This is a genomic window from Anaeromyxobacter sp. SG17 (genome assembly GCF_022690695.1).
In the GTDB taxonomy this organism is placed as follows: Bacteria; Myxococcota; Myxococcia; order Myxococcales; family Anaeromyxobacteraceae; genus Anaeromyxobacter; species Anaeromyxobacter soli.
This window is the reverse complement of the sequence record NZ_JALCYX010000057.1, coordinates 1-21,847: the sequence shown is the minus strand read 5'-3', so window position 1 is coordinate 21,847 and position 21,847 is coordinate 1. Positions and strand designations below refer to the sequence as shown.

The following is a 21,847-nucleotide window of genomic DNA, read 5'->3' as shown; positions in this document are numbered from 1 at the left end:
GGTCCCGGGCGCGCGACGCCGCGCGCGAGGGCGCGCGGGCGCACGAAGTGAGTGGAAGGGGAGGGGAGAGAGGAACGCCCCCGCGCCGCGGCGCGGCGCGGGGGCGCGGGGGACGTCAGGTGTGATGGATGTCGCGGTCCTTCGTCTCCGGCATGAAGAGCGAGCCGAGGACGGCGGTCATGAGCGCTGCGATGATCGGGTACCAGAGGCCGTAGTAGATGTCGCCCGTGGCGGCCACCATCGCGAACGCGATGGTCGGCAGGAAGCCGCCGAACCAGCCGTTGCCGATGTGGTACGGCAGCGACATCGAGGTGTAGCGGATGCGCGCCGGGAAGAGCTCGACGAGCCAGGCCGCGATCGGCGCGTACACCATCGTCACGTACAGCGCGAGGAGGAAGAGCAGGAACACGACCATCGGCGTGTTCACCTTGCTCATGTCGGCCTTGGCCGGATAGCCGGCGGCCTTCACCGCGTCGCCCAGCTGCTTGTCGAAGGCCGCCGCCTGGGTCTTGAACTCGGCGGGAGGCAGGGTCCGCCCGTCGAAGCTCTTGATCTCCGTGCCGCCGATCTTGACGGACGCGGGCGTGCCCGGTGCCGCCTGCTCGTTGCGGTAGGGGATGTACTTCTTCGCGAGCCAGCTCTTCGCGATGTCGCAGGACGTGTTGAACTTCGCCTTGCCGATCGGGTCGAACTGGAAGCTGCAGTCGGCGGGGTCGGAGACGACCGTGATCGGGTTCGCCTCGGCGGCCTGGAAGATGGCGGGGTTCGCGGCCTTGGTGAGCCCCTTGAAGATCGGGAAGTAGGTCGCGGCGGCGATGACGCAGCCCGCCATGATGATCCACTTGCGGCCGATCTTGTCGGAGAGCGCGCCGAAGACGATGAAGAACGGCGTGGCGAGGATGAGGGCGCCGGCGACCATGAGGTTCGCCGCCATCGCCTCGACCTTCAGCGTCTGGGTGAGGAAGAACAGCTCGTAGAACATGCCCGTGTACCAGACCACCGCCTGGCCCACGACGCCGCCGAACAGCACCATCAGCACGATCTTGAGGTTGTTCCAGCGGAAGAACGACTCGGTGATCGGCGCCTTCGAGCCCTTGCCCTCAGCCTTCATCCGCTTGAACACCGGCGACTCCTGCAGCTGGAGCCGGATGTACACGGAGATGGCGAGCAGGAGGGCGGAGAGGATGAACGGGATGCGCCAGCCCCACTCCTCGAACTTCGGGCCCATCGAGGCGCGCGTGCCGAGGATCACGAGCAGGGACAGGAAGAGGCCCACCGTGGCGGTCGTCTGGATCCAGCTCGTGAACAGGCCGCGCTTGCCCTTGGGAGCGTGCTCCGCCACGTAGGTCGCCGCGCCGCCGTACTCGCCGCCGAGCGCGAGGCCCTGCATGAGGCGCAGGCCGATGAGGATGGTCGGCGCTGCCATGCCGATCGTCGCGTAGGACGGCAGGAGACCCACGATCGTGGTCGAGAGGCCCATGATCAGGATCGTGATGAGGAAGGTGTACTTGCGGCCGATCAGGTCGCCGAGGCGCCCGAACACGATGGCGCCGAACGGGCGGACGGCGAAGCCCGCGGCGAAGGCGAGGAGGGCGAAGATGAAGGCGCTCGTCTCGTTGAGCGCGCCGAAGAACTGCTTGGAGATGATCGCCGCGAGAGAGCCGTAAAGATAGAAGTCGTACCACTCGAAGACGGTGCCGAGCGACGACGCGAAGATGACTCTCTTCTCGTCGCGAGTGATGCCGACAGCCTTGGGAGGTTCGCTCGGCGGCTGTGGGGCGGTGACCGGTGCGATCGCCATGGGTACTCCTCTACGCGCGGTTAAGAATGGTGAATGGCCGGGCAGCGTGTTCAGGCGTACCACACGCAGATCGTGCATGGCAATGGGCAACGCACGTATTGCGCGCAAAAAGTCGACCTAAGCGCACAACCCGCGTCGGGCCTGTTCTGTCGAGTAATTCAGCGGACTTGGACCCGTCGGGGCTCGCAGTGGTTGCGCGCTGCGTCGTAGGATGGAACCTAACGCGGGGGTATTTCGCGAAATGACGCAAGACAAGCGCGAGGCCTACTGGAGGGCGAACCTGCGCTCAATCGCCGGAGTGCTCGCGATCTGGGCGGCCGCGTCCTTCGGGGCCGGGATCCTCCTCGCGGATCGGCTCGACGCGTTCCGGCTGTTCGGGTTCCCGCTCGGCTTCTGGTTCGCGACCCAGGGCGCGATGCTCGTATTCGTGGCGCTCGTATTCGTCTACGTTCGGTGGATGAACGCGCTCGACCGGCGGTTCGGCGTGTACGAGGAGTGACCCCGCCGTCGCTGGGAGGATGGGATGGGCCCGATCGGCTGGACGTGGGTGCTCGTCGCCGCCTCGTTCGGCCTCTACGCGGGCATCGCCCTCTACACGCGGGCGCGCTCCCTCGCCGACTACTACGTCGCGGATCGCGCCGTCCACCCGGTGGTGAGCGGGATGGCCACCGGCGCGGACTGGATGTCCGCCGCGTCGTTCATGTCGATGGCGGGCATCCTCGCCTTCACCGGCCGCGACGGCTCCGCCTACCTGATGGGCTGGACGGGCGGGTACGTCCTGCTCGCGGTGCTGCTCGCGCCGTACCTCCGCAAGTACGGCAAGTACACGGTCCCGCAGTTCGTGGGCGACCGTTACTACTCGCGCTCCGCGCGCGCGGTGGCCACGGTCTGCGCGCTCGTCGTGTCGTTCACCTACGTGGCCGCGCAGGTGCGCGGGGTCGGCATCGTGCTGGCGCGCTTCCTCGAGCTCCCCATCGGCGCCGGCGTCGTGATCGCCCTCGCGATCGTGTTCTTCTACGCGGTGCTCGGCGGGATGAAGGGCATCACCTACGTCCAGGTGGCGCAGTACCTCGTGCTCATCGTCGCCTTCCTCGTGCCGGCGGTGCTCGTGTCGCGGCTGCTCACCGGGAACCCGATCCCGGCGCTCGGGCTGGGCGGCCGCCTCACGGAGGGCGGCGCTGCGCTCCTCGGCGTCACGCCCGGGCGCCACCTGCTCGACGCGCTCGACGCGGTCGGCGCCGACCTCGGCCTCGGGCGGTTCACGGCGGGCGCGCGGCCACGCCTCGACGTCGTCGCGACCACGGCGGCCCTCATGATCGGCACCGCCGGCCTGCCGCACATCATCATCCGCTTCTTCACCGTCCCGAAGATCCGCGACGCGCGCGCGTCGGCCGGCTGGGCGCTCCTGTTCATCGCGGTCCTCTACACGGCCGCGCCCGCGGTGGCCGCCTTCGGGCGCGGCCTCCTCGTCGCGACCGTGGAGGGCGTGCCGCACACGGAAGCGCCGAGCTGGTTCCGCGCCTGGGAGCAGACCGGGCTCGTCGCCTGGACGGATCGGAACGGCGACGGCCGCATGCAGCTCTCGGGGGATCCGGCCCGGAACGAGGTGCGCGTCGACGGCGACGTGATCGTGCTCGCGCACCCGGAGATGGCGCGCCTCCCGGCCTGGGTGGTCGGCCTCGTCGCCGCCGGCGCGCTCGCGGCCGGACTCTCCACCGCCGCCGGGCTGCTGCTCGTGATCGCGGCGGGGTTCTCGCACGATCTCGTCCGCGGCGTCGCCGCGCCGCGCCTCTCGGATCGCGCCGAGCTCGGGTGGGCGCGCGGGGCCGCCGCCGCCGCTGCGCTCGGGGCGGGCTACTTCGCGCTCAGGCCGCCGGGCTCGGTCGCGGAGGTGGTCGCGATCGCCTTCGGCCTCGCCGCGTCGTCCTTCTTCCCGGTCCTCGTGCTCGGGATCTTCTGGCGCCGGGCCACGCGCGAGGGCGCGATCGCCGGGATGGCCGCGGGGCTCCTCGTGACTTCCGCGTACGTCCTGTGGTTCCGGCACCTGCACCCGGAGCTCAACGGGCCCGAGCACTGGTGGCTCGGGATCTCGCCGGAGGGGATCGGCGCGCTCGGGACGCTCGTGAACGCGGCGGTCCTCACCGTCGTCTCGCTCGCGACGCCGGCCCCGCCGCGCGAGGTCCAGGAGCTCGTCGCCTCGCTGCGCTACCCCCGCGAGCCCGCGCCGGCCCGCGCGGCCGCGTCCTCCCGGGCGCGCTGACGGAGCCCCGCGTGCCGGTCGATCCCGCCGCCTTCCTGCGCGCGACCCCGCCCTTCGACGGCCTGCCAGCGCCGCTCCTCGCCGCGGCGACCGCCGCGCTCGACGAGGTCTCCCGGCCCGCCGGTACGCGGCTCGTCCGCGCCGGCGGCACGCCGTTCGAGCACCTCTGGATCATCCGCGCCGGCGTCGTGCGGCTCGAGCGCGACGGGCGGACGATGCAGGTCCTCGAGGAGGGCGAGGTGTTCGGGTACACCTCGCTCCTCACCGGCACGGCGCCGCTCGACGTCGTGGTCGAGGAGGACCTCGTCGCCTACCGGCTGCCCGCCGCGGAGTTCCGGCGCCTGCTCGCCGACGCCCGCTTCGCGGGCCACTTCGCCACGGGGCTGGGGGAGCGGCTCCGGCGCAGCCTCGAGCTCGCGCCCGCGCACGAGGGGCCGCCGGAGCTCGCCCAGCCGGTCGAGCAGCTCGTCTCCGGCCCGGCCGCCTGGGTGAGCGAGGACGCCACCGTCGGCGACGCGGCGCGGGTGATGCGCGCGCGGGGGATCTCCTCGGTCCTCGTGCGCGGAGCTCCGCCCGGCATCGTGACCGATCGCGACTTCCGCGGCCGCGTGCTCGCCGAGGGGCTCGGGCCGGAGACGCCCGTCGCCGGGGTGGCGACCCGTCCGCTGCGCGAGATCGCCGCCGGCACGCCGGTGCACGCCGCCTGGACGGCGCTCCTCGACGCAGGCGTCCACCACCTGCCGGTCGTCCGCGACGGCGACGTCATCGGGGTCGTCACCTCGACGGACCTCCTGCGCTGCGCCGCGCCCGGCCCCATGGCGGTCCTCCGCCGGGTCGAGGGGCTCGCCTCGCGCGCCGCCTTGCCGGGCTACGCCGCGATGGTGGCGCGCATGGCGGCCTCGCTCCAGGCGGGCGGGCTGGACGCGCTCGCCATCGCCGCGCTCGTCGCCCGGCTCAACGACGCGCTCGTGCGCCGCATCCTCGCCTGGGGCGAGCACGATCTCGGGCCCGCGCCCGCTCCCTACGCCTGGCTCGCGCTCGGGTCGGAGGGGCGGCGCGAGCAGACGCTCCTCACCGACCAGGACAACGCCATCGTCTTCGCCGACGCGGGCGCCGAGGAGCGCGCCTGGTTCGTGAACCTCGCGGAGCGCGCCAACGCGGACCTCGAGGCGGCCGGGTTCCCGCGCTGCCGCGGCGACGTGATGGCGCGGAGCTGGAACGGGACGCTCTCCGAGTGGCGGTCGCGCGTGGCGGGCTGGCTCGACGCCCCCACTCCGCGCGCGCTGCTCGACGCGGCGACGTTCGCGGATCACCGCGCGGTGGCCGGCGCGCTCGACGTGGCGCCGCTCGGGGACGCGGTCCTCGCGGCCGTCGATCGGCCGCCGTTCCTGCGCTTCCTCGCGCGCGCCGCGCTGGACTTCCACCCGCCCGCGGCGCTCACGCTTCGCCTGCGAGCGGCCGCCGCCATCGATCTCAAGAAGGCCGGCATCGCGCCGGTGGTCTTCCTCGCCCGGGCCTACGGCCTCGAGGCGCGCGCGCCGGCCCGCGCGACCGTGGACCGGCTCGACGCGGCGGTCCGCGCGGGGCTCGTCGACGAGCGCGTGGGCGTGGCCGCCGCGGAGGCCTTCCGCGTCCTGCTCGGGCTCCGCCTGCGCGAGCAGCTCCGCGCGGCCGGGGAGCGCCGCGAGCCGGAGGACACGCTCCAGCTCGCGACGCTCTCCGCGGTGGAGCGCAGCCGGGTGAAGGACGCGTTCCGGGCGGTGCGCGCGCTGCAGGACGCGGGCGAGCACCACTTTCATACGAGGTTTTGAGGTTCTGATCTCACGGGGACTGCGTCCCCGCCCCCGCGGCAGAGCCGCTGGGGCCCCATCCCTGCTCGGCGGGGCCCGTGAACCTGCGCGCCCGCGATTGCGGGTGCGCGCAGGTTCCCCGCCGGGAGGCGCTTCGCCCCTCCCCGCGCGATGCGCGGGGCCCCTCCCGCGGTGTCCACGGGTGAGCAGATCGGCGCTCAGACGGGCCGCGCGGGCCCCGCCGCCGGCGCGGCGGCGCGCCGGCCGAGGAACAGGAGCGCGAAGGCGAGCGCCGCGATCTCGAGGGCCGCCGCCCAGACGAAGAGCGGCGCCGCGGAGCCGTAGCGGTCGTAGCCGGCGCCCGCGAGCTGGTAGCCGAAGGCGTTCCCCGCGCCGAACACGATCGCGGAGAAGAGCGCCTGGCCGGAGGCGCGGAGCCGCGGGGGCACGAGCTCCGCCATGGCGTCCATCGCCGCGCCCCAGAACAGGCCGAAGCTGAGCCCGTGCAGGAGCTGGAGCGCCACGATCGCGCCCGCCGACTCCGCGCGCGAGACGAGCGCCCAGCGGACGGCGCTGCCGAGGAACGCCACCGCGAGGAGGCGCCGCAGCGAGTGGCGGCGCTCGAGCCGCGGGAAGACGAGCAGCGCCGCGATCTCCGCGACCACGCCGGCGGCCATGCCGAGCCCCGTCACGTCCGACGGCAGGCCGCGGTCGCGCACGAGCACGCCGAAGAGGAGGTGGTACGGCGCGCAGGCCGCCCAGTGGAGCGCGCAGGCGGCGAGGAAGAGCAGGAGCCGGCGGTCCCTGACGAGCTGCCCGAGGTCCGCGAGGCCGGGGCGGGCGCCGGGGTGGGGCGGTGCTGCCGGGACGGTGCGCGCCACGAGCGCGTAGCCGGCGACGCCGCAGGCGACGAGCGCCGGGACGAGCACGTCGCCCGGGCGATCGCCCCGGAGCGCGAGCGCGCGCCCCACGCCGAGCGCGAGAGCGACGAACCCGAGCGATCCGAAGAGGCGCAGCCCCGTGTAGGAGGTCCCGGGCCGCGCGCGCGTCCACTCGAGCGACACGGAGTCGACGAGCGGCACCACCGCGCGCTCGCCGAGCGCCTGCACGAGGAGCACCGCGCCGACGGCGAGCGGCGAGCGCACGAGGGGGAGCAGCACGGCGGCGGACACGGCGACGAGCGCCGCGCGGCGCAGGGCGCGCGCCGGCGATCCGCGCCGGTCGGCCCAGCTCGCCCACGAGATCGCCACCGCGGGCGCCGCGAGCGAGGGGAGCATCTGGACCGTGCCGATCTGCTCGCCGGTGTAGCCGAGGCCGCGCAGATAGGCCGCGAAGTACGGCAGGTTCGTGCCGACCGTGCCGTAGTAGAGGAAGTAGAAGAGGCGAAGGCGCGCCGCGGGGACCATCTGTTATCTTCGGCTTTACCATGGACTCCGAACGCGCTGGCGCCCTCGAAGCCCTCCGGGTCGCCGCCCGCCGCCCTTACCGGGAGGCACTCCGCGAGGCCGCCGCGATCCTGCAGCGTCTCCCCCGCTACACCGGCGTGTACCTCTACGTCCTGCGCGGCGGGGTGCTGGAGCTCGACGCGTTCGCCGGCCGCGACACGCCGCACGTCCGCATCCCGGTGGGCGAGGGGCTCTGCGGGCTGTCCGCGCGCACGAAGGACGTCGTGCTCGTGGACGACGTCGCCGCCGATCCGCGCTACCTCGCGTGCAACCTCGAGACGCGCTCCGAGATCGTGTTCCCCATCCTCCGCGGCGAGCGCTACCTCGCCCAGATCGACGTGGACTCGGATCACCCGGGTGCCTTCGGCGCCGAGGACCGGACGTTCCTCGCCGAGGTCGCCGCGATCCTCGAGCCGGTCTTCCCCTGAGGCGCGCGATGGGCGACGTCGTCGGCATGGTGCTGTGCGCCGGGCTGGGCACGCGGCTCCGGCCCCTCACCGCGCGGGTGGCGAAGCCGGGGGTGCCGGTGTGCGGCGTGCCGCTCGTGCGCTGGTCGCTCGCGCTCCTCGCCGGCGCCGGCGTGCGGCGCGCCGTCGTGAACGTCCACCACCTGCCGGACGGGATGGCGGCGGCGGCCGGGGAGGCGGCACGCGCGCTCGGCATGGCGCTCGCCGTCTCGCGCGAGCCGGTCATCGCCGGCACCGGCGGCGCGCTGCGCGAGGCGCGCGCTCACCTCGCCGGCGCGGACGCGATCGTGCTCGTGAACGGCGACGTGCTCTTCGACGTCGACGTCGCTGCGGCGCTCGCGGAGCACCGCGCCTCGGGCGCGCTCGCCACGATGGTGCTGCTCCCCATGCCCGCCGGCGCGCGCTACGCGTCGGTCGAGACGGACGCGGGCGGCGCAGTCCGGCGCATCGCGGGGGCGTTCGGGCCGGGCGGCGAGGGGCTCGCGCCCTGGCACTTCTCCGGCGTGCACGTGCTCTCTCCGGCGCTCCTCGACCGCGTCCCCGCCGCGCCGTTCGAGCGCGACATCAACCGGCACGTGTACCCGCCGCTCATGGCGTCGGGGGCGGTGCGCGGCCGCGTCGTCGCGGGGTACTGGAACGATCTCGGCACGCCGGCGCGCTACCTCGAGGCGACCTTGGACGTGCTCGCCGGGCGCGTGCCGCTCGCGCGCTTTCCGGGCGCGGACCCGTTCTCCGGGACGCGCGAGGTCGCGCCGGGGGTCCACGCGGCGGCGGGGGCACGGCTCGACCCGCGCGCGCGGCTCGCGGGGCCGACGCTCGTCTGCGCGGGCGCCGCCGTGGGCGCGGGGGCGGAGGTGGGCCCTCGCGCGGTGATCGGTCCGGGCGCGTCGGTCCCGGGGGGCGCGACGGTCCGCGAGGCGATCGTGTGGGAGGGGACGGAGCTCGCCCCGGGCGAGCGGCTCGAGGGCGCGATCGCGGCGGGGAAGGATCGGGTCGGCGCGCGGGAGTAGCCGGCCGGCCGCGGCGCGCTACCGGCTGACGGCCACGAGCACGCAGGTGATGTTGTCCACCCCGCCCGCCTGGTTCGCCGCGTCGACCAGCGTCTGCGCGGCGCGCTTCAGATCGCCGTGGCTGGCGCGGATGATGTCGCCGATGTGCGGGTCGGGCACCATCCCGGAGAGCCCGTCGCAGCAGAGCAGCACCACGTCGCCGTCGCGCAGCTCCTCCCGGACGAGATCGACCTCGACGAGCGGCTTCATCCCGAGCGCCCGGACGATGACGTTCTTGTGCGGGAACGTCTCGGCCTCCGCGGGCGTGAGCTTGCGCTGGCGCAGGTAGTCGTTGAGGAGCGAGTGGTCCTCGGTGAGCTGGCGCACCTGCCCGGCGCGGTACAGGTAGGCGCGGCTGTCGCCGACGTGCCCGACGAGGAGCGTCTCGCCGCCCTTCGGGAAGCTCGCCGCCACGAGCGTCGTGCCCATCCCGTGGAGCTTCGCGTCGGTCTGGGCGCGCTCGTGGATCCGCACGTTCGCGAGCTTCACCGCGGTGAGGAGCCGGTTCTCGTCCTGGCTGCGCGCCGGGTCGAGCTTGAACGGCCAGGTCGCCTCGTCGTCGCGACCGGTCAGCCGGAAGAACTCGGCCATCTCCTCGACGGCGAGCCGCGCGGCGACCTCGCCCGAGGCGTGGCCCCCCATCCCGTCGGCGACGCAGTAGAGCTGCTCCTCCGGGAGGAGCAGGTAGGCGTCCTCGTTGTGGGCCCGCTTACGTCCGACGTCGGTGATGCCCGCGTGGCTGAGCCGCATGGTGGAGGTCTCCGGCGCAGGGTATCACGGTACGACGAGGGCGATCCCGGGTCCCGTGGCCACCCGCACCCGCGCCCGCGCTTCGTACAGGTCGCCGTCCACCGTGAAGCGGATCCCGTCGCCCTCCGCGACGAGCTCGCGCGCGACCTCGTCCTGAGCCAGCGCGCGGCGCCAGGGCGCGCCGCGCCGGATGCGCGGGAGCGAGAGCGCGAGCGGGAGCAGCCCCGCGGTGAGCCCGATCGCGTGGAACGAGCCGGGCTGCTCGGCGCAGCGCGCGAAGGCCTTGAAGCCGAACCCGATGTCCGGCGTCGCGCCGGCCACGAGCGCGAGGTACGGCACGTCGGGCCACTCGTCGCCGTCGGTGACCACCCGCAGCCGCTGGCGCCGCACCAGCGCCTCGGCGAACGGGCCGCCCGCGATCGCGGAGCCGATGGCGCGCAGCACCAGGGCCGCGGCGGTCGCGGGCGAGGTGCGGCCGGTGGCGTAGTACGCCTCGAGGAAGGCCACCACCGCGCCCGTGCCGAAGATGAACCCGTACATGGGCGGCCCGTCGTCGGCGGAGACGGCGAGGAGGTCCCGCTCGACCGTGCGCAGCGGGTGACCGGCGCGCCGCCTGACCAGCACCTCCCGCAGGATCCGCTCGGGGCGCCCGCGGATGTGGTGCCCGTGGGCGACGGTGTTCATCGAGCCGCCGCGCAGGGGCAGGAGCCGCGGGAGCGGCGCCCCGCCGTAGGCGCGCGCGAACGCGGTGAGCACCACGTGCGCCGTGCCGTCGCCCCCGTTCACGCCGAGGACGTCGATCCCGGCCGCGCGGAAGCGCGCGACGGCCCGGGCGAGCTCGGCGGGCGTGGAGGCGTCGATCACCTCGCCGTCGTCCCCGAGCAGCGCGCGAAGCCGGCCGGCGATGCGGGGGTCGCGCCGGTTGCGCCGCGACCGCGGGTTGTTCACGATCCCGATGCCGCCCATGCCGACCCTGCCCTCCGTCGACCCGCCCTTCCAGATCGTCCTCGTGGCGCCGCAGATCCCGCCGAACACCGGCAACGTCGCGCGGACCTGCGCCGTGACCGGCGCGGCGCTCCACCTCGTCGGGCCGCTCGGGTTCTCGCTCGACGAGAAGCAGCTGCGCCGGGCCGGGCTCGACTACTGGCCGGAGGTCGCCCCTGCGATCTACCCGGACTGGAGCGACTTTGAGGCCCGGACGCTCCGCGGTCAAATCGAAAAGCTGCACCTCTTCACGGCCCGCGCGGAGCGGGGCCTGTTCGAGGTGCGCTTCGCTCCGGGTGACTTCCTCGTCCTCGGCCAGGAGCAGCTCGGGCTCCCGCCGGCGCTGCTCGCCGCCTGGCCCGAGCGGCAGGTGGGGATCCCGATGCGCGAGGGCATGCGCAGCCTGAACCTCGCGGTGGCGGCGGGAGTGGCGCTGTACGCGGCGCTGGCGTCCGTTCGCGGAGCGTGACCCGCGGGTGTAACATGCCCCGCCCATGAGCTTGCTCGACGCGCCCGGCGATCTCTCGCGGACGCCGCTCGCCGCCGTGCTGGTCGAGGCGCGCGAGCGCCACGCGAGCGGCGTGCTCGAGATCGCGCACGGAGGCGGCACCTCGCGGCTGTGGTTCCACGACGGAGCGCCGGTGGGCGCCCAGGTGTTCGTCGGCTTCCGGCCGCTCGGGCACATGCTCCTCGCCGCCGGCGTCATCGACATCGACGCGCTGTCGCTCAGCCTGGTGCGCATGGCCGAGACGCGCCGGCCGCACGGCGAGATCCTGGTGGCGATGGGCGCGGCCTCGCGGGAGCAGGTCGAGCACGCGCTCGAGGAGCAGCAGGCGGGGTACGTCGCCCAGATCGCGGCGCTGCCCGCCGGGCCGTTCGCGTTCGAGGCGAGCGCCGCGGTGCCGGAGTGGACGCGCGCCGGCCTCCTCTCGCCGCTGCGCGTCCTCGCCGACGCGCTCGCGGCGCCGCAGGCGGCGGACCTCGTGAGCGTCACGCTGCGCGCCGCGGAGGCGGGCGCGAAGCTCGCGGACGTCTACGCGGACGCCGAGCCGGAGCTGGCGCGCGGGCTCGCCGCGGCCGAGCGCAGGCTCGTCGCGCGGCTCGCCGCGCCGCTCCCGCTCGACGCCTACCTCGCCGCGTCCGAGGTGCCGCCGGAGCGCGCCCTCGCGCTCCTCGCGGCGCTGCTCCTCCTCGACCTCGCGGCGCCGGCGACGGCGGGGGAGCGGACGGTGCCCACGCTCGTGCTCGAGTCGCCGCCCGGGGCCGACGGCGCGGGGGCCGCGGCCACCCCGCCGGCGGCGCGAGCCCAGGCCACCGGCGAGCGCCGGAGCGATCCCGCGGAGGCGCGCGCGCGGCGCCAGCGTCTCCTCCAGCGCGGGATGCGGAACCTGGGCGTGGGGCCGTTCGGCGGACGGCCGGCGGGCGCCCCGGCGCAGCCCGCCCCGCCGTCGGGAGCGCTCCCGCCCGGCGTCACGGGTGCGTCGCCGCCGGACGCCGATGGAGCCCTGCGCGAGGCGCTGCGCGCGGCCGCCCCGCGCGCGAGGGAGAAGGATCTCTTCGCGCGGCTGGGGCTCCCGGACGGCGCCGGGAAGGACGAGGTGAAGCGCGCCTTCCTGGACCTCGCGCGGCGGTTCCACCCCGACCGGTTCGCGAGCCCGTCGATGGCGGACCTGGCCGGCACGGTGCGCGAGCTCTTCTCCGCGGTGAACGAGGCGTACGAGGTGCTCTCCCACCCGAAGAAGCGCGCCGAGTACCTCGCGCGGCGGGCCGGGGCGGCGTCGGCGCACGACGAGGCGGCGCGCGCCGACTTCGAGAAGGGCGAGGCGTGCCTGCGCACGCGCGATCTCGCCCGGGCCCGGGCGTTCTACGAGGCGGCGGTCCGCGCCGATCCGAGGCCGGAGTACCAGGCGGCGCTCGCCTTCGCGTGCCTCTCCGACCCGCGCGCCCGGGATCGCGAGCGCGCTCGCGCGCTGCTCGAGGAGGCCACGAAGGACCCGGCCTGCGACCGCGCCTTCTACGTCGCCGGCCTCCTGGCGCGGGACGAGGGCGACGACGCGAGCGCCGAGCGGCTGCTCCGGGCCGCGCTCCGGACGAACCCGCGCCACGTCGACGCGGTGCGCGAGCTGCGCGCGCTCGCGACCCGCCGCGCCGACGGGCGCTGAGCCCGGATCGCACCGGTCGGCCGGGCGGTCGTCGCCTTGACTGACGCGCGAATCCCGGGCGAGATCAGCCGCGGCGGCGCCGGCGCGGCGCCGGAAAGGCGACACCTTGGCGAAGCAGCACCTGCTCCTCGTCGACGGCGATCCCAAGTCACTGCGCGTGATGGAGGTCTCGCTCAAGAAGGCGGGCTTCTCCGTCACGACCGCCGTGAACGGCCGCGACGCGCTCGAGAAGTGCGCCATCTCCCCGCCGGACCTCATCCTCTCGGACACCAAGATGCCCGAGATGGACGGGTTCGAGCTGTGCCGCCGGCTGAAGGAGGACGACCGCCACCGCGGGACGCCGTTCATCTTCCTGACCGGTCAGAAGTCGGTCGAGTTCAAGGTGAAGGGCCTCGAGCTGGGCGTCGAGGACTACCTGACGAAGCCCATCTACATCAAGGAGATCGTCACCCGCGTGAAGATCCTCCTCGAGAAGCGCGAGAAGGAGCGCCTCGAGAAGAAGGATCTCAAGGCGAGCTTCGCGGGGAACCTCTCCGACATGGGCGTCGTGGACCTCGTCCAGACGCTGGAGATGGGCAAGAAGTCGGGCGCGCTGCACGTGCGGAGCAAGCGGGGGGCGCTCGCCATCTGCTACTTCCGCGACGGCCGCATCGTCGACTGCGAGCTCGGCGGGAAGCTCTCCGGCGAGAACGCGTTCTACCGGCTGCTCAACTGGCAGGACGGGGACTTCGCGATCGAGTTCAAGCCCATCGATCGCGAGGAGCGCATCCCGGTGTCGACGCAGGGCCTCCTCATGGAGGGCATGCGCCGCATCGACGAGTGGGGGCGGATCGTCGAGCAGCTCCCCGCCCTCGACAAGGTGTTCGAGATCGACGACGCGCTCCTCGGCGAGCGGCTCGCGGAGATCCCGGACGACGTGAACGCGCTGCTCCGGCTCTTCGACGGCAGGCGGACCCTCGAGCACGTGGTGGAGGAGGCCGACTACGACGATCTCGCCGCCGCGGGCGTGATCTCCAAGCTCTTCTTCGAGGGGATCCTCCGCGAGGTCGCGGCGCCGCCTCCGCCCGCGCCCGAGCCGGCCACTGCGGCGCCCCGGGTCGCTCCCGCGGTCCGCGAGCTCCGCGCCGCGGAGGCCGCTCCTCCCGTCGCGCCGACCGCGGCGGAGCCCGACGGGGTGGACTGGTTCGCGGGTCCGGTCCCCCCGACGCCGCGCCCTGCGCGGCCGGAGCCGGCGGCCGCGGCCGAGCGCGCGGAGGCGGAGCGCTCCACCGAGCCTCACGCCCGTCCGCCCGAGCAGCCCGCCCCCACGCCGCCTCCGGGCGCGTTCCAGCCGGGGAAGTACTCGATGCCGCTGCCGCCGCCGGGCACCCTCCCGCTGCCGCCGTCGCTGGCCACGCCGAGGGCGAGCGCACCGCGGGCCCCGGCGTCACCCCCCACGCCCGCGCCCGCGCCCACCGATCCGCTGCGCGAGGCCGCTCGGAGCTCGCTCCCGCCCCGCCGCCCCCGCGCGCCGCTCGCGCTCGCCGCGGCCGCGGTCGTCGCCGTGGGGGGAGGGGCCTTCCTGGCGCTGCGCGGGGGGAGCACGGGCGCTGGGCCGACCGCGACCGCCGCCCCCACGCCGGCCACGACCCCGCCCCCGCAGACGGTGGCCGCGTCACCGACCCCGACCGCCGCACCGGCCGCGATCCCGACCCCGGCTCCGGCCCCCACCCCCGTCGCATCCCCGTCCTCCGAATCGAGCCCGGCCCCGACGGCTCGCGAGCCCGCCGCCGCGGAGCAGCTCCCGGAGGCGACGCCGCCGCCCGCGCCGCCCGCTCCCGCAAGCGCCCGCTCCGAGGACGCCGACTACCGGCGGTTCCTCGCGAGCGCCGAGCGCAAGTACGATGCCGGCCGGTTCGTGGACGCGATCGCGGACTACCGGCGCGCGGTCGCGCTGCGGCCGACCGGCCCTGCGAACGTCGGCCTGGCGCGCGCGCTCTACGACGCGAACCGCTCGGCAGAGGCGCTGCACGCGATCGAGGACGCCATCGCGGTCGACGGCCGCTACGCTCCCGCCTGGCTCCTGCTCGGCGAGCTCAAGCAGGCGGAGGGGAAGGTCTCCCAGGCGCGCGCCGCCTACCAGCGATTCCTCCAGCTCTCGCCCAACGGAGAGCAGTCGCGCGCAGTGCGCGAGATCCTCGCGAAGCAGCTCAGGTAGTCCCGGCGCGTTCCGCGGCCGGCGAGCCGTCGAGTGGGGGCGAACCCGCTCGCGCCCGCCGCCCGGCCGGGTTAGGTTCCGGCCGCGATGAAGATCCTCGCCATCGAGACCTCCTGCGACGAGACCGCGGCCGCCGTGGTCGAGGATGGGCGGCGCGCGCTCGCCGACGTGGTCGCCACGCAGATCGAGATCCACCGCCGCTGGGGCGGGGTCGTGCCGGAGCTGGCGAGCCGGAACCACGTCGTCCAGGTGATGCCCGTCGTCGACGAGGCGCTCTCGCGGGCGGGGGTGGGGCCGGACGGGATCGACGCGATCGCGGTCACGAGCGGGCCGGGCCTCGTGGGCGCGCTCCTCGTCGGCGTCCAGGCCGCCAAGGCGCTCGCGCTCGCCTGGCAGAAGCCGCTCGTGCGCGTGAACCACCTCGAGGGCCACCTCGTGGCCGCGTTCCTCTCCGAGACGCCGCCGGCGTTTCCGTACCTCGGCCTCGTGGTGTCGGGCGGCCACACGTCGCTCTACGCCGCGGAGCGCTTCGGCGCGTACCGGCTCCTCGGCCAGACCCGCGACGACGCCGCGGGCGAGGCGTTCGACAAGGGGGCGAAGCTGCTCGGCCTGCCGTACCCCGGCGGCATCGCGATCGACCGGCTCGCCAGGGAAGGCGACGCCCGCGCGATCCGCTTCCCGAAGGCGATCGTGAAGGGCTCGGAGCTCGACTTCAGCTTCTCGGGCCTCAAGACCTCGCTCCTGCACCACGTGAAGAAGCACGGGGTGCCGGAGGGCAGGGGGCTCGCGGACCTGTGCGCGAGCTACCAGGAGGCCATCGTCCGCGCGCTCGTCGAGAAGGCGTTCCGCGCGGCGCGCCGCCTCCAGTTCGACCGGCTCGTCCTCGCCGGCGGCGTCGCCGCGAACAGCCGGCTGCGCGCGGCGGTGTCGGAGAAGGCGGCCGAGTACGAGGGCATGGAGGTGTTCCTGCCCGCCCCCAGGCTCTGCACGGACAACGCGGCGATGATCGCCGTCGCCGGCACGCACGCGTTCCTCCGCGGCGAGCGCGCGGGCTCGGACCTCAACGCGGACCCCGCATGGCGCCTGTGACGAGCGCACCTCCGGCCGCCGCGACCCGCTACCCGAGCCCCCGCGCGCTCCTCGAGAAGTACGGGCTCCGCGCGAAGAAGAGCTGGGGCCAGAACTTCCTCGGCGACGAGGCGATCCTGGACGACATCGCCCGCCTCGCCGCGCCGCGCGCCGGCGATCGCGTGGTCGAGCTCGGCGCCGGCCTCGGCCACCTCACCGCCCGGCTCCTCGCCCGCGGCGCGGAGGTGATCGCCGTCGAGCGCGACCGGGACATGGCCCGCGTCCTGCGCGGGGAGCTCGGCCAGCGCGTCCGGCTCCTGGAGGCCGACGCCGCGCGGATCGACTACGGGGAGGTCGCGCGGGCCTTCGAGGCGCCGGCCGCGCCCGCGGGCTCCGCTCGGCGCCTCGCGGTCGTCGGCAACCTGCCGTACCACCTCACGAGCCCGATCCTCTTCTCGCTGCTCGACCAGCTCGACCACGTCTCCCGCGCGGTCTTCCTGCTGCAGCGCGAGGTGGCCGAGCGGCTCGCGGCGGCGCCGGGGACCCGCGACTGGGGGCTCGCGTCGGTGCTCCTGCAGCGGGAGGCCGACGTCTCCGTCGAGCGGATCGTCCCGCCGGGCGCGTTCCTGCCGCCGCCCAACGTGGAGAGCGCCGTGCTCTGCGCGCTCTTCCGCCCGCCCGGCGACGCGCTCCGCGTGGCGGATCCGGCCCGCTTCCGCCGGCTCGTGAAGGCCGGCTTCGCCCAGCGCCGGAAGACGCTCGCCAACGCCCTGCGCGCCGGTCGCGTGGTGCCGGACGACGCGCTCGCTCGCGCGCTGGAGGCCGCGGGCATCGACCCTTCCCGCCGCGGCGAGACCCTCACCGTCGCCGAGTGGGCCGCTTTGGACCGCGCTCTGGGGACCTAGACCTCAAATCGGACCGAACGCCCGCGAGGCGCACGAGACGGGAGCCGAGACGGGCACCCGCAGCGAGGCGCGCCGAGGCGTACTGCTTCCGTACGCCGCAGGCGCAACGAGCGAGGACGCCCGTCGCAGGCCCGCGCTCGAGATCGAACGCGGCGCGAGGCGCACGAGACGGGAGCCGAGGCGGGCAACCGCAGCGACGCGCGCCGAGGCGTACTGCTTCCGTACGCCGCAGGCGCAAGGAGCGAGGACGCCCGCCGCAGGCCCCGTATCGTGCGCCGTAGCAGTTCACGGGCGCCCACCCGCTATCTCCGCCCGCCCTACCCCTTCAGTCGGGAGGGCGCCCGTGAAACTCGACGGCCGCTAGGGGCCGAACGTCGTGCGCGCGGTGGCGAGGAGCAGGCTCATGCCGCGAGCGCCGTTCTCGCCGAGGTAGTGCTGGAAGGCGACCGGGTCGAGCCGCATGGACTCGACCGTCCTCGCGACGATCGCGTCGTAGCTCGGCGCGTTCGGCTTCTTGAGCTCGAGCGCGATCTTGAGGATGGCGCGATGGAAGGCCGGGTCGACCCGGGCCTCCACCGTCTCCCGCACCGTCACGGACCGCTCCCGCGTCGCGACTCGGCTGGCCATCTCGCGCTGCCTCCCCATCCCTCGTCCGCACTGCAAAAGTGCTGCGACGATACGTGACGTGACATCGCCTGTCAACGGACACCCTGATCCCAGGATCACGGGATCCACGATCATTTTGTCACGGTCTCGGTCGAACGGCGCGCCCCGCGTCCAGTCGCCGCGCTGCCTTGCGACCCCCGCCCCGCCGTGGCAAGCTGCCACGCTTTCGCGCATCCGGAATGGAACGACCCAGGTACATCGCGGTCGAGGGGCCCATCGGCGTCGGCAAGACGACGCTCGCGCAGGTGCTCTCCGAGCGGCTCGGGGCGCGCCTCGTGCTCGAGCACGCCGAGGAGAACCCGTTCCTCGCGAGCTTCTACGGCGACCGGCGCAAGCACGCGTTCCAGGCCCAGCTCTTCTTCCTGCTCTCGCGCTTCCAGCAGCAGCAGGCCCTCTTCCAGCAGGACCTGTTCACCCAGTCCACGATCGCGGACTACCTGTTCGCGAAGGACCGGATCTTCGCCGCGCTCACCCTGTCGCCCGACGAGCTGGCGCTGTACGATCGCGTGTACGAGCTGCTCGGGCCCCGCATCGTGAAGCCCGATCTGGTCGTGTACCTGCAGGCGCGGACCGACGTGCTCGTCTCCCGTGTCCGCAGGCGCGGCCGGGATTTCGAGCGATCCGTCGATTCGTCCTACCTCGAGACGCTCGCCAAGGCGTACGGTGACTTCTTCTTCCACTACGACGAATCGCCGCTCCTCGTCGTCAACACGAGCGACATCGATCTCGAGCAGAACCCGCAGGATCTCGAGGCGCTCCTGGCCGTGATCCGGCGGCACCGCAAGGGAACCCAGCATTACGTGCCCATGGGCACGCCAACGTATTAAGGATAACGAACCTCGCCAATGGGCAGGACCCCGCCACGGGGCCTACACCGGAGGAAGCGAGCCATGTCCAGCCAGACCGCGCCGCGAAAGCGGGTCACCGTCCACGAGCTTCGCAGGATGAAGGACGCCGGCGAGAAGATCGCCGTCGTCACCGCCTACGACGCGACCGCCGCCCGCCTCGCCGACGCCGCCGGCGTCGACGCCGTGCTCGTCGGCGACTCGCTCGGCATGGTGGTGCAGGGCCAGGACTCGACCCTGCCCGTCACGCTCGAGCACATGATCTACCACTCGGCCGCCGTGCGCCGCGGCCTCGCCCGCGGGGCCGGCCGGGCCCACCTCGTCGGCGACCTGCCCTTCGGCAGCTACCAGGCGAGCGCCGACGACGCGGTGAAGGCGGCGGTTCGCCTCGTCGCGGAGGGCGGGGTCGAGGCGGTGAAGCTCGAGGGCGGCGCCGAGTTCGTCGAGGTGATCCGCCGCATCGTCCGCGCCGGCGTGCCGGTGATGGGGCACATCGGGCTCACCCCGCAGTCGGTCCACCGCATGGGCGGCTACGTGGTGCAGGGGAAGGACTCGGAGAAGGCGCAGCAGCTCCTCCGGGACGCGCGCGCGCTCGAGCTCGCGGGCTGCTACGCGGTCGTGCTGGAGTGCATCCCCACCGAGCTGGCGCGCATCATCTCGAGCCAGCTCCGCATCCCGACCATCGGCATCGGCGCAGGCCCGCACTGCGACGGGCAGGTGCTCGTCCTGAACGACCTCCTCGGCATGGACGACGCGTTCACGCCCAAGTTCGTGAAGCGCTTCGGCGAGATCGGGCAGGCGGTCACCGCCGCCCTGGGCGCGTACGTCGGCGAGGTGAAGCGCCGCGCGTTCCCCGACGACGCGCACAGCTTCCACTCCTCGTCGGTGCGGCTCGTCCCGGTCGCGGCGGAGCAGGACGAGGACGACTCCGAGCCCTCCGGCGGCGTCATGGGCGCACCGGTGTAGCCTCCCCGCGCGCCGCGCCCGGCGCCACGAAAGCCAGCCAGCCCTCCCGAGATGAAAGCACCCGAGCTCATCACCGATCCCGCCGTCTGGCAGGCGCGCTGCTCCGCGGCGCGCGACGGCGGCGCCCGCCTCGCGCTCGTCACGACGATGGGGTTCCTCCACGACGGCCACCTCTCGCTCATGCGGGAGGCGCGCGCGCGCGCGGACGCCGGCGGGCGGCGCGGCCTCGTGCTCGCGTCGATCTTCGTGAACCCCACGCAGTTCGGGCCGAACGAGGATCTCTCCCGCTACCCCCGCGATCTCGAGGGGGATCTCGCCAAGTGCGCGTCGGCCGGCGTCGACTGGGTCCTCGCGCCGACCGACCCGAGCGCGATGTTCCCTCCCGAGCACCAGACCTGGGTGACGGTCGAGCGCGCGTCGCAGGGGCTGTGCGGCGCCTCGCGGCCGAGCCACTTCCGAGGCGTCGCGACGGTGGTCGCGAAGCTGCTCAACCTGTCCCGGCCGCACGTCGCGCTCTTCGGGGAGAAGGACTTCCAGCAGCTGGCGGTGATCCGCGCGATGACGCACGACCTCGCGATGGGGGTCGAGATCGTGGGGATGCCCATCGTGCGCGAGCCGGACGGGCTCGCCCGCTCCTCGCGGAACGCCTACCTGTCGAGGGAGGAGCGGGAGCGGGCGCTCTCGCTCTCCCGCACCCTGCGCGAGGCGGCGGACGCCGCGCTCCGCGGCGAGCGGGACGCGGCGGCGCTCGTGGCGCGGGCCCGGGCGCGCCTCGACGCCGCGGGCCTCCGCGTGGACTACGTGGAGATCGTCCACCCCGACTCGCTCGCGCCGGTCGCGCGGGCGGAGCCCGGGAGCGTGATGCTGGTCGCGGCCTACGCCGGGGCGACGCGCCTCATCGACAACCTCCGGCTGCCATGAGCGCGAAGGCCACCGGCGGCGCGCGAGGCGCGGAGGGCGAGAAGATCGTCGCGACGAATCGTCGCGCCCGCTTCGACTTCTCCATCGAGGACTCGTGGGAGGCGGGGCTCGTCCTCACCGGCAGCGAGGTGAAGTCGCTCCGGGAGGGGAACGTGAACCTCTCCGACGCCTACGCGCTGCCCAGGGGCGACGAGCTCTTCCTCGTGAACTGCCGGATCGGCGAGTACAAGCAGGCGGCGCACTTCGGCCACGAGCCGCTGCGCGACCGGAAGCTCCTCATGAGCCGGGCCGAGCTCGACCGCGTCCGCGGCAAGGTCGAGCAGCGCGGCTACACGCTCGTCCCGCTCAGCCTCTACTTCAAGGGCGGGTGGGCCAAGGTCGAGCTCGGTCTCGCGAAGGGGCGCGCCCACGAGGACCGGCGCCACGCCATCGCGGAGCGCGAGACGAAGCGCGAGATGGACCGCGCGCTCTCCCGCCGCCGCCGCTGAGGTCGCGCTCCGCCCGGTCCCGGCTCACCGGGCGCTCGCAGGCCCTGCCGCTCCCTCCACCGGGTGGTGTCGCGCCTCTCGTTGGGGCGCGCGCTCCGGGGAGCGGCTCTGCTCTGCTAGCTTGGACCGGGCGACATGTTCGATCGCCTGACGCTCACCCACGACATCGTCGACATCCGCGGCGCGCTCGTCGCGCGGCGTGGGACGGTGATCTCTCCCGAGTCGATCGCGGACGCGGCCCACCGCGCGCCGGCGCTGCCCCGCCGCAGGCTCGCCGAGACCGAGCTCGCCCGGGACGTCGACGCGCCGCTCGAGGCGGCGGAGTACCGGCACCTCTTCCACGGCGACGCGGTGCGCGAGGCCGTGGCGCGCGCCCTGGGCAACGCCCTCTTGCCGGACGTGCTCGTCGAGGAGCTCGTCGCGGCGCGGCGGGAGGCCGCCGCGGTGCACGCGCACGCCTTCGCCGCCGCCGCCGCCGCGGTGCGGATGCTCCTGTCGGCGGTGGGCACGGCGCGCGGCGTCCCCGACCTCGCCGCCGCGGCCCTGCTCCACGATCTCGGCATGCGACACCTCCCGCCGCGGCTCCTCTCGCCGGCGGAGCGGCTCTCGCGAGAGGACGCGCTGCGTGTGGCGGCGCACCCGCTCACGGGGGCGTATCACCTCGCGACCGTGCTCGGCGCTCACCCCGCGGTCGCCGCGGCGCGCAGCCACCACTGGCGCTGCGGGCAGGGCTACCCCGCGCTCGGCGTGGCGCCCTCGCGCTCCATCGAGGTGGTCTCGGTCGCGAGCGCCTTCGCGGCGCTCACCCAGCCGCGCGCCTTCCGCTCCGCCGCCTACAGCGCGCGCGGCGCGGCGGACGTGCTCGTCTCGGAGGCCGCCCTCGGGCACGCCGACACGAACACCGTCCGGCTGCTCGTGCACGCGCTCCGCGGCGGCCGGGGCGACCCGCGCGCGGTGAGGTTCGGGCACGTGCGCGAGGGGCACGCGCCGGAGCACAATCGATACGCACCGGTCGAGGTGCCGGCGCGGGCGTATGTCTGATCTCACGGGGACTGCGTCCCCGCCCCAGCGGCAGAGCCGCCG

General features: G+C 74.5%; 20 protein-coding genes. 15 read left to right on the top strand and 5 right to left on the bottom strand.

The window, feature by feature from the left end; genetic code table 11:
- Nucleotides 1-115 precede the first annotated feature (115 nt).
- Complete coding sequence (locus MNY60_RS17605) at nt 116-1,801, bottom strand: MFS transporter (protein WP_242340528.1); 1,686 nt, start codon at nt 1,799-1,801, stop codon at nt 116-118.
- Between the two features lie 241 nt (nt 1,802-2,042).
- On the opposite strand from MNY60_RS17605, the gene MNY60_RS17600 reads away from it, so the two are divergent.
- The 3 genes from MNY60_RS17600 to MNY60_RS17590 are packed head-to-tail and all read left to right on the top strand — an operon-like array spanning nt 2,043 to nt 5,872.
- Entirely contained in the window at nt 2,043-2,300 is a 258-nt protein-coding gene (locus MNY60_RS17600; protein ID WP_242340527.1) for a DUF4212 domain-containing protein, read from the top strand.
- Between the two features lie 24 nt (nt 2,301-2,324).
- Nucleotides 2,325-4,061: a sodium:solute symporter family protein gene (locus MNY60_RS17595; RefSeq protein WP_242340526.1), complete on the top strand. Its 1,737-nt coding sequence runs from the start codon at nt 2,325-2,327 to the stop codon at nt 4,059-4,061.
- An 11-nt stretch (nt 4,062-4,072) separates the two neighbouring features.
- Nucleotides 4,073-5,872, top strand: coding sequence for a DUF294 nucleotidyltransferase-like domain-containing protein (locus tag MNY60_RS17590; RefSeq protein WP_242340525.1), 1,800 nt, complete (start codon nt 4,073-4,075; stop codon nt 5,870-5,872).
- 197 nt (nt 5,873-6,069) lie between these two features.
- Here the strand turns inward: MNY60_RS17590 and MNY60_RS17585 are convergent, their stop codons facing one another.
- Nucleotides 6,070-7,257 (bottom strand): MFS transporter, encoded by a 1,188-nt coding sequence (locus MNY60_RS17585; RefSeq protein WP_242340524.1) that lies wholly within the window; start codon nt 7,255-7,257, stop codon nt 6,070-6,072.
- Nucleotides 7,258-7,277: 20 nt separating this feature from the next.
- On the opposite strand from MNY60_RS17585, the gene MNY60_RS17580 reads away from it, so the two are divergent.
- Nucleotides 7,278-7,724: a GAF domain-containing protein gene (locus MNY60_RS17580; protein WP_242340523.1), complete on the top strand. Its 447-nt coding sequence runs from the start codon at nt 7,278-7,280 to the stop codon at nt 7,722-7,724.
- Between the two features lie 8 nt (nt 7,725-7,732).
- On the top strand, nt 7,733-8,773 hold the full coding sequence (locus MNY60_RS17575; RefSeq protein ID WP_242340522.1) for a nucleotidyltransferase family protein: 1,041 nt from the start codon (nt 7,733-7,735) through the stop codon (nt 8,771-8,773).
- Nucleotides 8,774-8,791: 18 nt separating this feature from the next.
- Here the strand turns inward: MNY60_RS17575 and MNY60_RS17570 are convergent, their stop codons facing one another.
- Together MNY60_RS17570 and MNY60_RS17565 are read right to left on the bottom strand one after the other, a co-directional pair.
- On the bottom strand, nt 8,792-9,562 hold the full coding sequence (locus MNY60_RS17570; protein ID WP_242340521.1) for a Stp1/IreP family PP2C-type Ser/Thr phosphatase: 771 nt from the start codon (nt 9,560-9,562) through the stop codon (nt 8,792-8,794).
- Between the two features lie 24 nt (nt 9,563-9,586).
- Complete coding sequence (locus MNY60_RS17565) at nt 9,587-10,528, bottom strand: diacylglycerol kinase family protein (protein ID WP_242340520.1); 942 nt, start codon at nt 10,526-10,528, stop codon at nt 9,587-9,589.
- Here MNY60_RS17565 and MNY60_RS17560 point away from each other — a divergent pair.
- From MNY60_RS17560 to rsmA, 5 genes are all read left to right on the top strand, one after another.
- Nucleotides 10,527-11,015, top strand: a complete 489-nt coding sequence (locus tag MNY60_RS17560; RefSeq protein WP_242356430.1) for a tRNA (cytidine(34)-2'-O)-methyltransferase — start codon at nt 10,527-10,529, stop codon at nt 11,013-11,015. The genes MNY60_RS17565 and MNY60_RS17560 overlap by 2 nt on opposite strands.
- Before the next feature lie 25 nt (nt 11,016-11,040).
- Entirely contained in the window at nt 11,041-12,708 is a 1,668-nt protein-coding gene (locus MNY60_RS17555) for a DUF4388 domain-containing protein (protein ID WP_242361269.1), read from the top strand.
- A gap of 106 nt (nt 12,709-12,814) precedes the next feature.
- Complete coding sequence (locus MNY60_RS17550; protein ID WP_242361268.1) at nt 12,815-14,905, top strand: response regulator; 2,091 nt, start codon at nt 12,815-12,817, stop codon at nt 14,903-14,905.
- An 87-nt stretch (nt 14,906-14,992) separates the two neighbouring features.
- Nucleotides 14,993-15,994: a tRNA (adenosine(37)-N6)-threonylcarbamoyltransferase complex transferase subunit TsaD gene (gene tsaD, locus MNY60_RS17545; protein ID WP_242361265.1), complete on the top strand. Its 1,002-nt coding sequence runs from the start codon at nt 14,993-14,995 to the stop codon at nt 15,992-15,994.
- Nucleotides 15,982-16,878, top strand: coding sequence for a 16S rRNA (adenine(1518)-N(6)/adenine(1519)-N(6))-dimethyltransferase RsmA (rsmA, locus tag MNY60_RS17540; RefSeq protein ID WP_242361263.1), 897 nt, complete (start codon nt 15,982-15,984; stop codon nt 16,876-16,878). Before tsaD ends, rsmA begins: the two co-directional genes overlap by 13 nt.
- Before the next feature lie 360 nt (nt 16,879-17,238).
- Here rsmA and MNY60_RS17535 read toward each other — a convergent pair whose 3' ends face one another.
- A complete protein-coding gene (locus tag MNY60_RS17535; protein WP_242340656.1) occupies nt 17,239-17,505 on the bottom strand; it encodes a hypothetical protein in 267 nt (88 codons plus the stop codon).
- Between the two features lie 218 nt (nt 17,506-17,723).
- Here MNY60_RS17535 and MNY60_RS17530 point away from each other — a divergent pair, with 218 nt between their 5' ends.
- The 5 genes from MNY60_RS17530 (at nt 17,724) to MNY60_RS17510 (ending at nt 21,805) form a co-directional block, all read left to right on the top strand.
- A complete protein-coding gene (locus tag MNY60_RS17530; protein ID WP_242340657.1) occupies nt 17,724-18,371 on the top strand; it encodes a deoxynucleoside kinase in 648 nt (215 codons plus the stop codon).
- Nucleotides 18,372-18,434: 63 nt separating this feature from the next.
- On the top strand, nt 18,435-19,355 hold the full coding sequence (gene panB, locus MNY60_RS17525) for a 3-methyl-2-oxobutanoate hydroxymethyltransferase (RefSeq protein ID WP_242340658.1): 921 nt from the start codon (nt 18,435-18,437) through the stop codon (nt 19,353-19,355).
- 51 nt (nt 19,356-19,406) lie between these two features.
- Nucleotides 19,407-20,276, top strand: a complete 870-nt coding sequence (panC, locus tag MNY60_RS17520) for a pantoate--beta-alanine ligase (protein ID WP_242361261.1) — start codon at nt 19,407-19,409, stop codon at nt 20,274-20,276.
- Nucleotides 20,273-20,764, top strand: coding sequence for an SsrA-binding protein SmpB (gene smpB / locus MNY60_RS17515; protein WP_242340660.1), 492 nt, complete (start codon nt 20,273-20,275; stop codon nt 20,762-20,764). Before panC ends, smpB begins: the two co-directional genes overlap by 4 nt.
- A 135-nt stretch (nt 20,765-20,899) precedes the next feature.
- A complete protein-coding gene (locus MNY60_RS17510) occupies nt 20,900-21,805 on the top strand; it encodes an HD domain-containing phosphohydrolase (RefSeq protein WP_242361259.1) in 906 nt (301 codons plus the stop codon).
- Nucleotides 21,806-21,847 lie beyond the last annotated feature (42 nt).

What these genes read in the sequence shown, in the direction of transcription:
- MNY60_RS17605 (WP_242340528.1), bottom strand. Translation starts at nt 1,801, where the DNA reads ATGGCGATCGCACCGGTCACCGCCCCACAGCCGCCGAGCGAACCTCCC.
- MNY60_RS17600 (WP_242340527.1), top strand. Translation starts at nt 2,043, where the DNA reads ATGACGCAAGACAAGCGCGAGGCCTACTGGAGGGCGAACCTGCGCTCA.
- MNY60_RS17595 (WP_242340526.1), top strand. Translation starts at nt 2,325, where the DNA reads ATGGGCCCGATCGGCTGGACGTGGGTGCTCGTCGCCGCCTCGTTCGGC.
- MNY60_RS17585 (WP_242340524.1), bottom strand. Translation starts at nt 7,257, where the DNA reads ATGGTCCCCGCGGCGCGCCTTCGCCTCTTCTACTTCCTCTACTACGGC.
- MNY60_RS17580 (WP_242340523.1), top strand. Translation starts at nt 7,278, where the DNA reads ATGGACTCCGAACGCGCTGGCGCCCTCGAAGCCCTCCGGGTCGCCGCC.
- MNY60_RS17575 (WP_242340522.1), top strand. Translation starts at nt 7,733, where the DNA reads ATGGGCGACGTCGTCGGCATGGTGCTGTGCGCCGGGCTGGGCACGCGG.
- MNY60_RS17570 (WP_242340521.1), bottom strand. Translation starts at nt 9,562, where the DNA reads ATGCGGCTCAGCCACGCGGGCATCACCGACGTCGGACGTAAGCGGGCC.
- MNY60_RS17560 (WP_242356430.1), top strand. Translation starts at nt 10,527, where the DNA reads ATGCCGACCCTGCCCTCCGTCGACCCGCCCTTCCAGATCGTCCTCGTG.
- MNY60_RS17565 (WP_242340520.1), bottom strand. Translation starts at nt 10,528, where the DNA reads ATGGGCGGCATCGGGATCGTGAACAACCCGCGGTCGCGGCGCAACCGG.
- MNY60_RS17555 (WP_242361269.1), top strand. Translation starts at nt 11,041, where the DNA reads ATGAGCTTGCTCGACGCGCCCGGCGATCTCTCGCGGACGCCGCTCGCC.
- tsaD (WP_242361265.1), top strand. Translation starts at nt 14,993, where the DNA reads ATGAAGATCCTCGCCATCGAGACCTCCTGCGACGAGACCGCGGCCGCC.
- rsmA (WP_242361263.1), top strand. Translation starts at nt 15,982, where the DNA reads ATGGCGCCTGTGACGAGCGCACCTCCGGCCGCCGCGACCCGCTACCCG.
- MNY60_RS17535 (WP_242340656.1), bottom strand. Translation starts at nt 17,505, where the DNA reads ATGGCCAGCCGAGTCGCGACGCGGGAGCGGTCCGTGACGGTGCGGGAG.
- MNY60_RS17530 (WP_242340657.1), top strand. Translation starts at nt 17,724, where the DNA reads ATGGAACGACCCAGGTACATCGCGGTCGAGGGGCCCATCGGCGTCGGC.
- panB (WP_242340658.1), top strand. Translation starts at nt 18,435, where the DNA reads ATGTCCAGCCAGACCGCGCCGCGAAAGCGGGTCACCGTCCACGAGCTT.
- panC (WP_242361261.1), top strand. Translation starts at nt 19,407, where the DNA reads ATGAAAGCACCCGAGCTCATCACCGATCCCGCCGTCTGGCAGGCGCGC.
- smpB (WP_242340660.1), top strand. Translation starts at nt 20,273, where the DNA reads ATGAGCGCGAAGGCCACCGGCGGCGCGCGAGGCGCGGAGGGCGAGAAG.
- MNY60_RS17510 (WP_242361259.1), top strand. Translation starts at nt 20,900, where the DNA reads ATGTTCGATCGCCTGACGCTCACCCACGACATCGTCGACATCCGCGGC.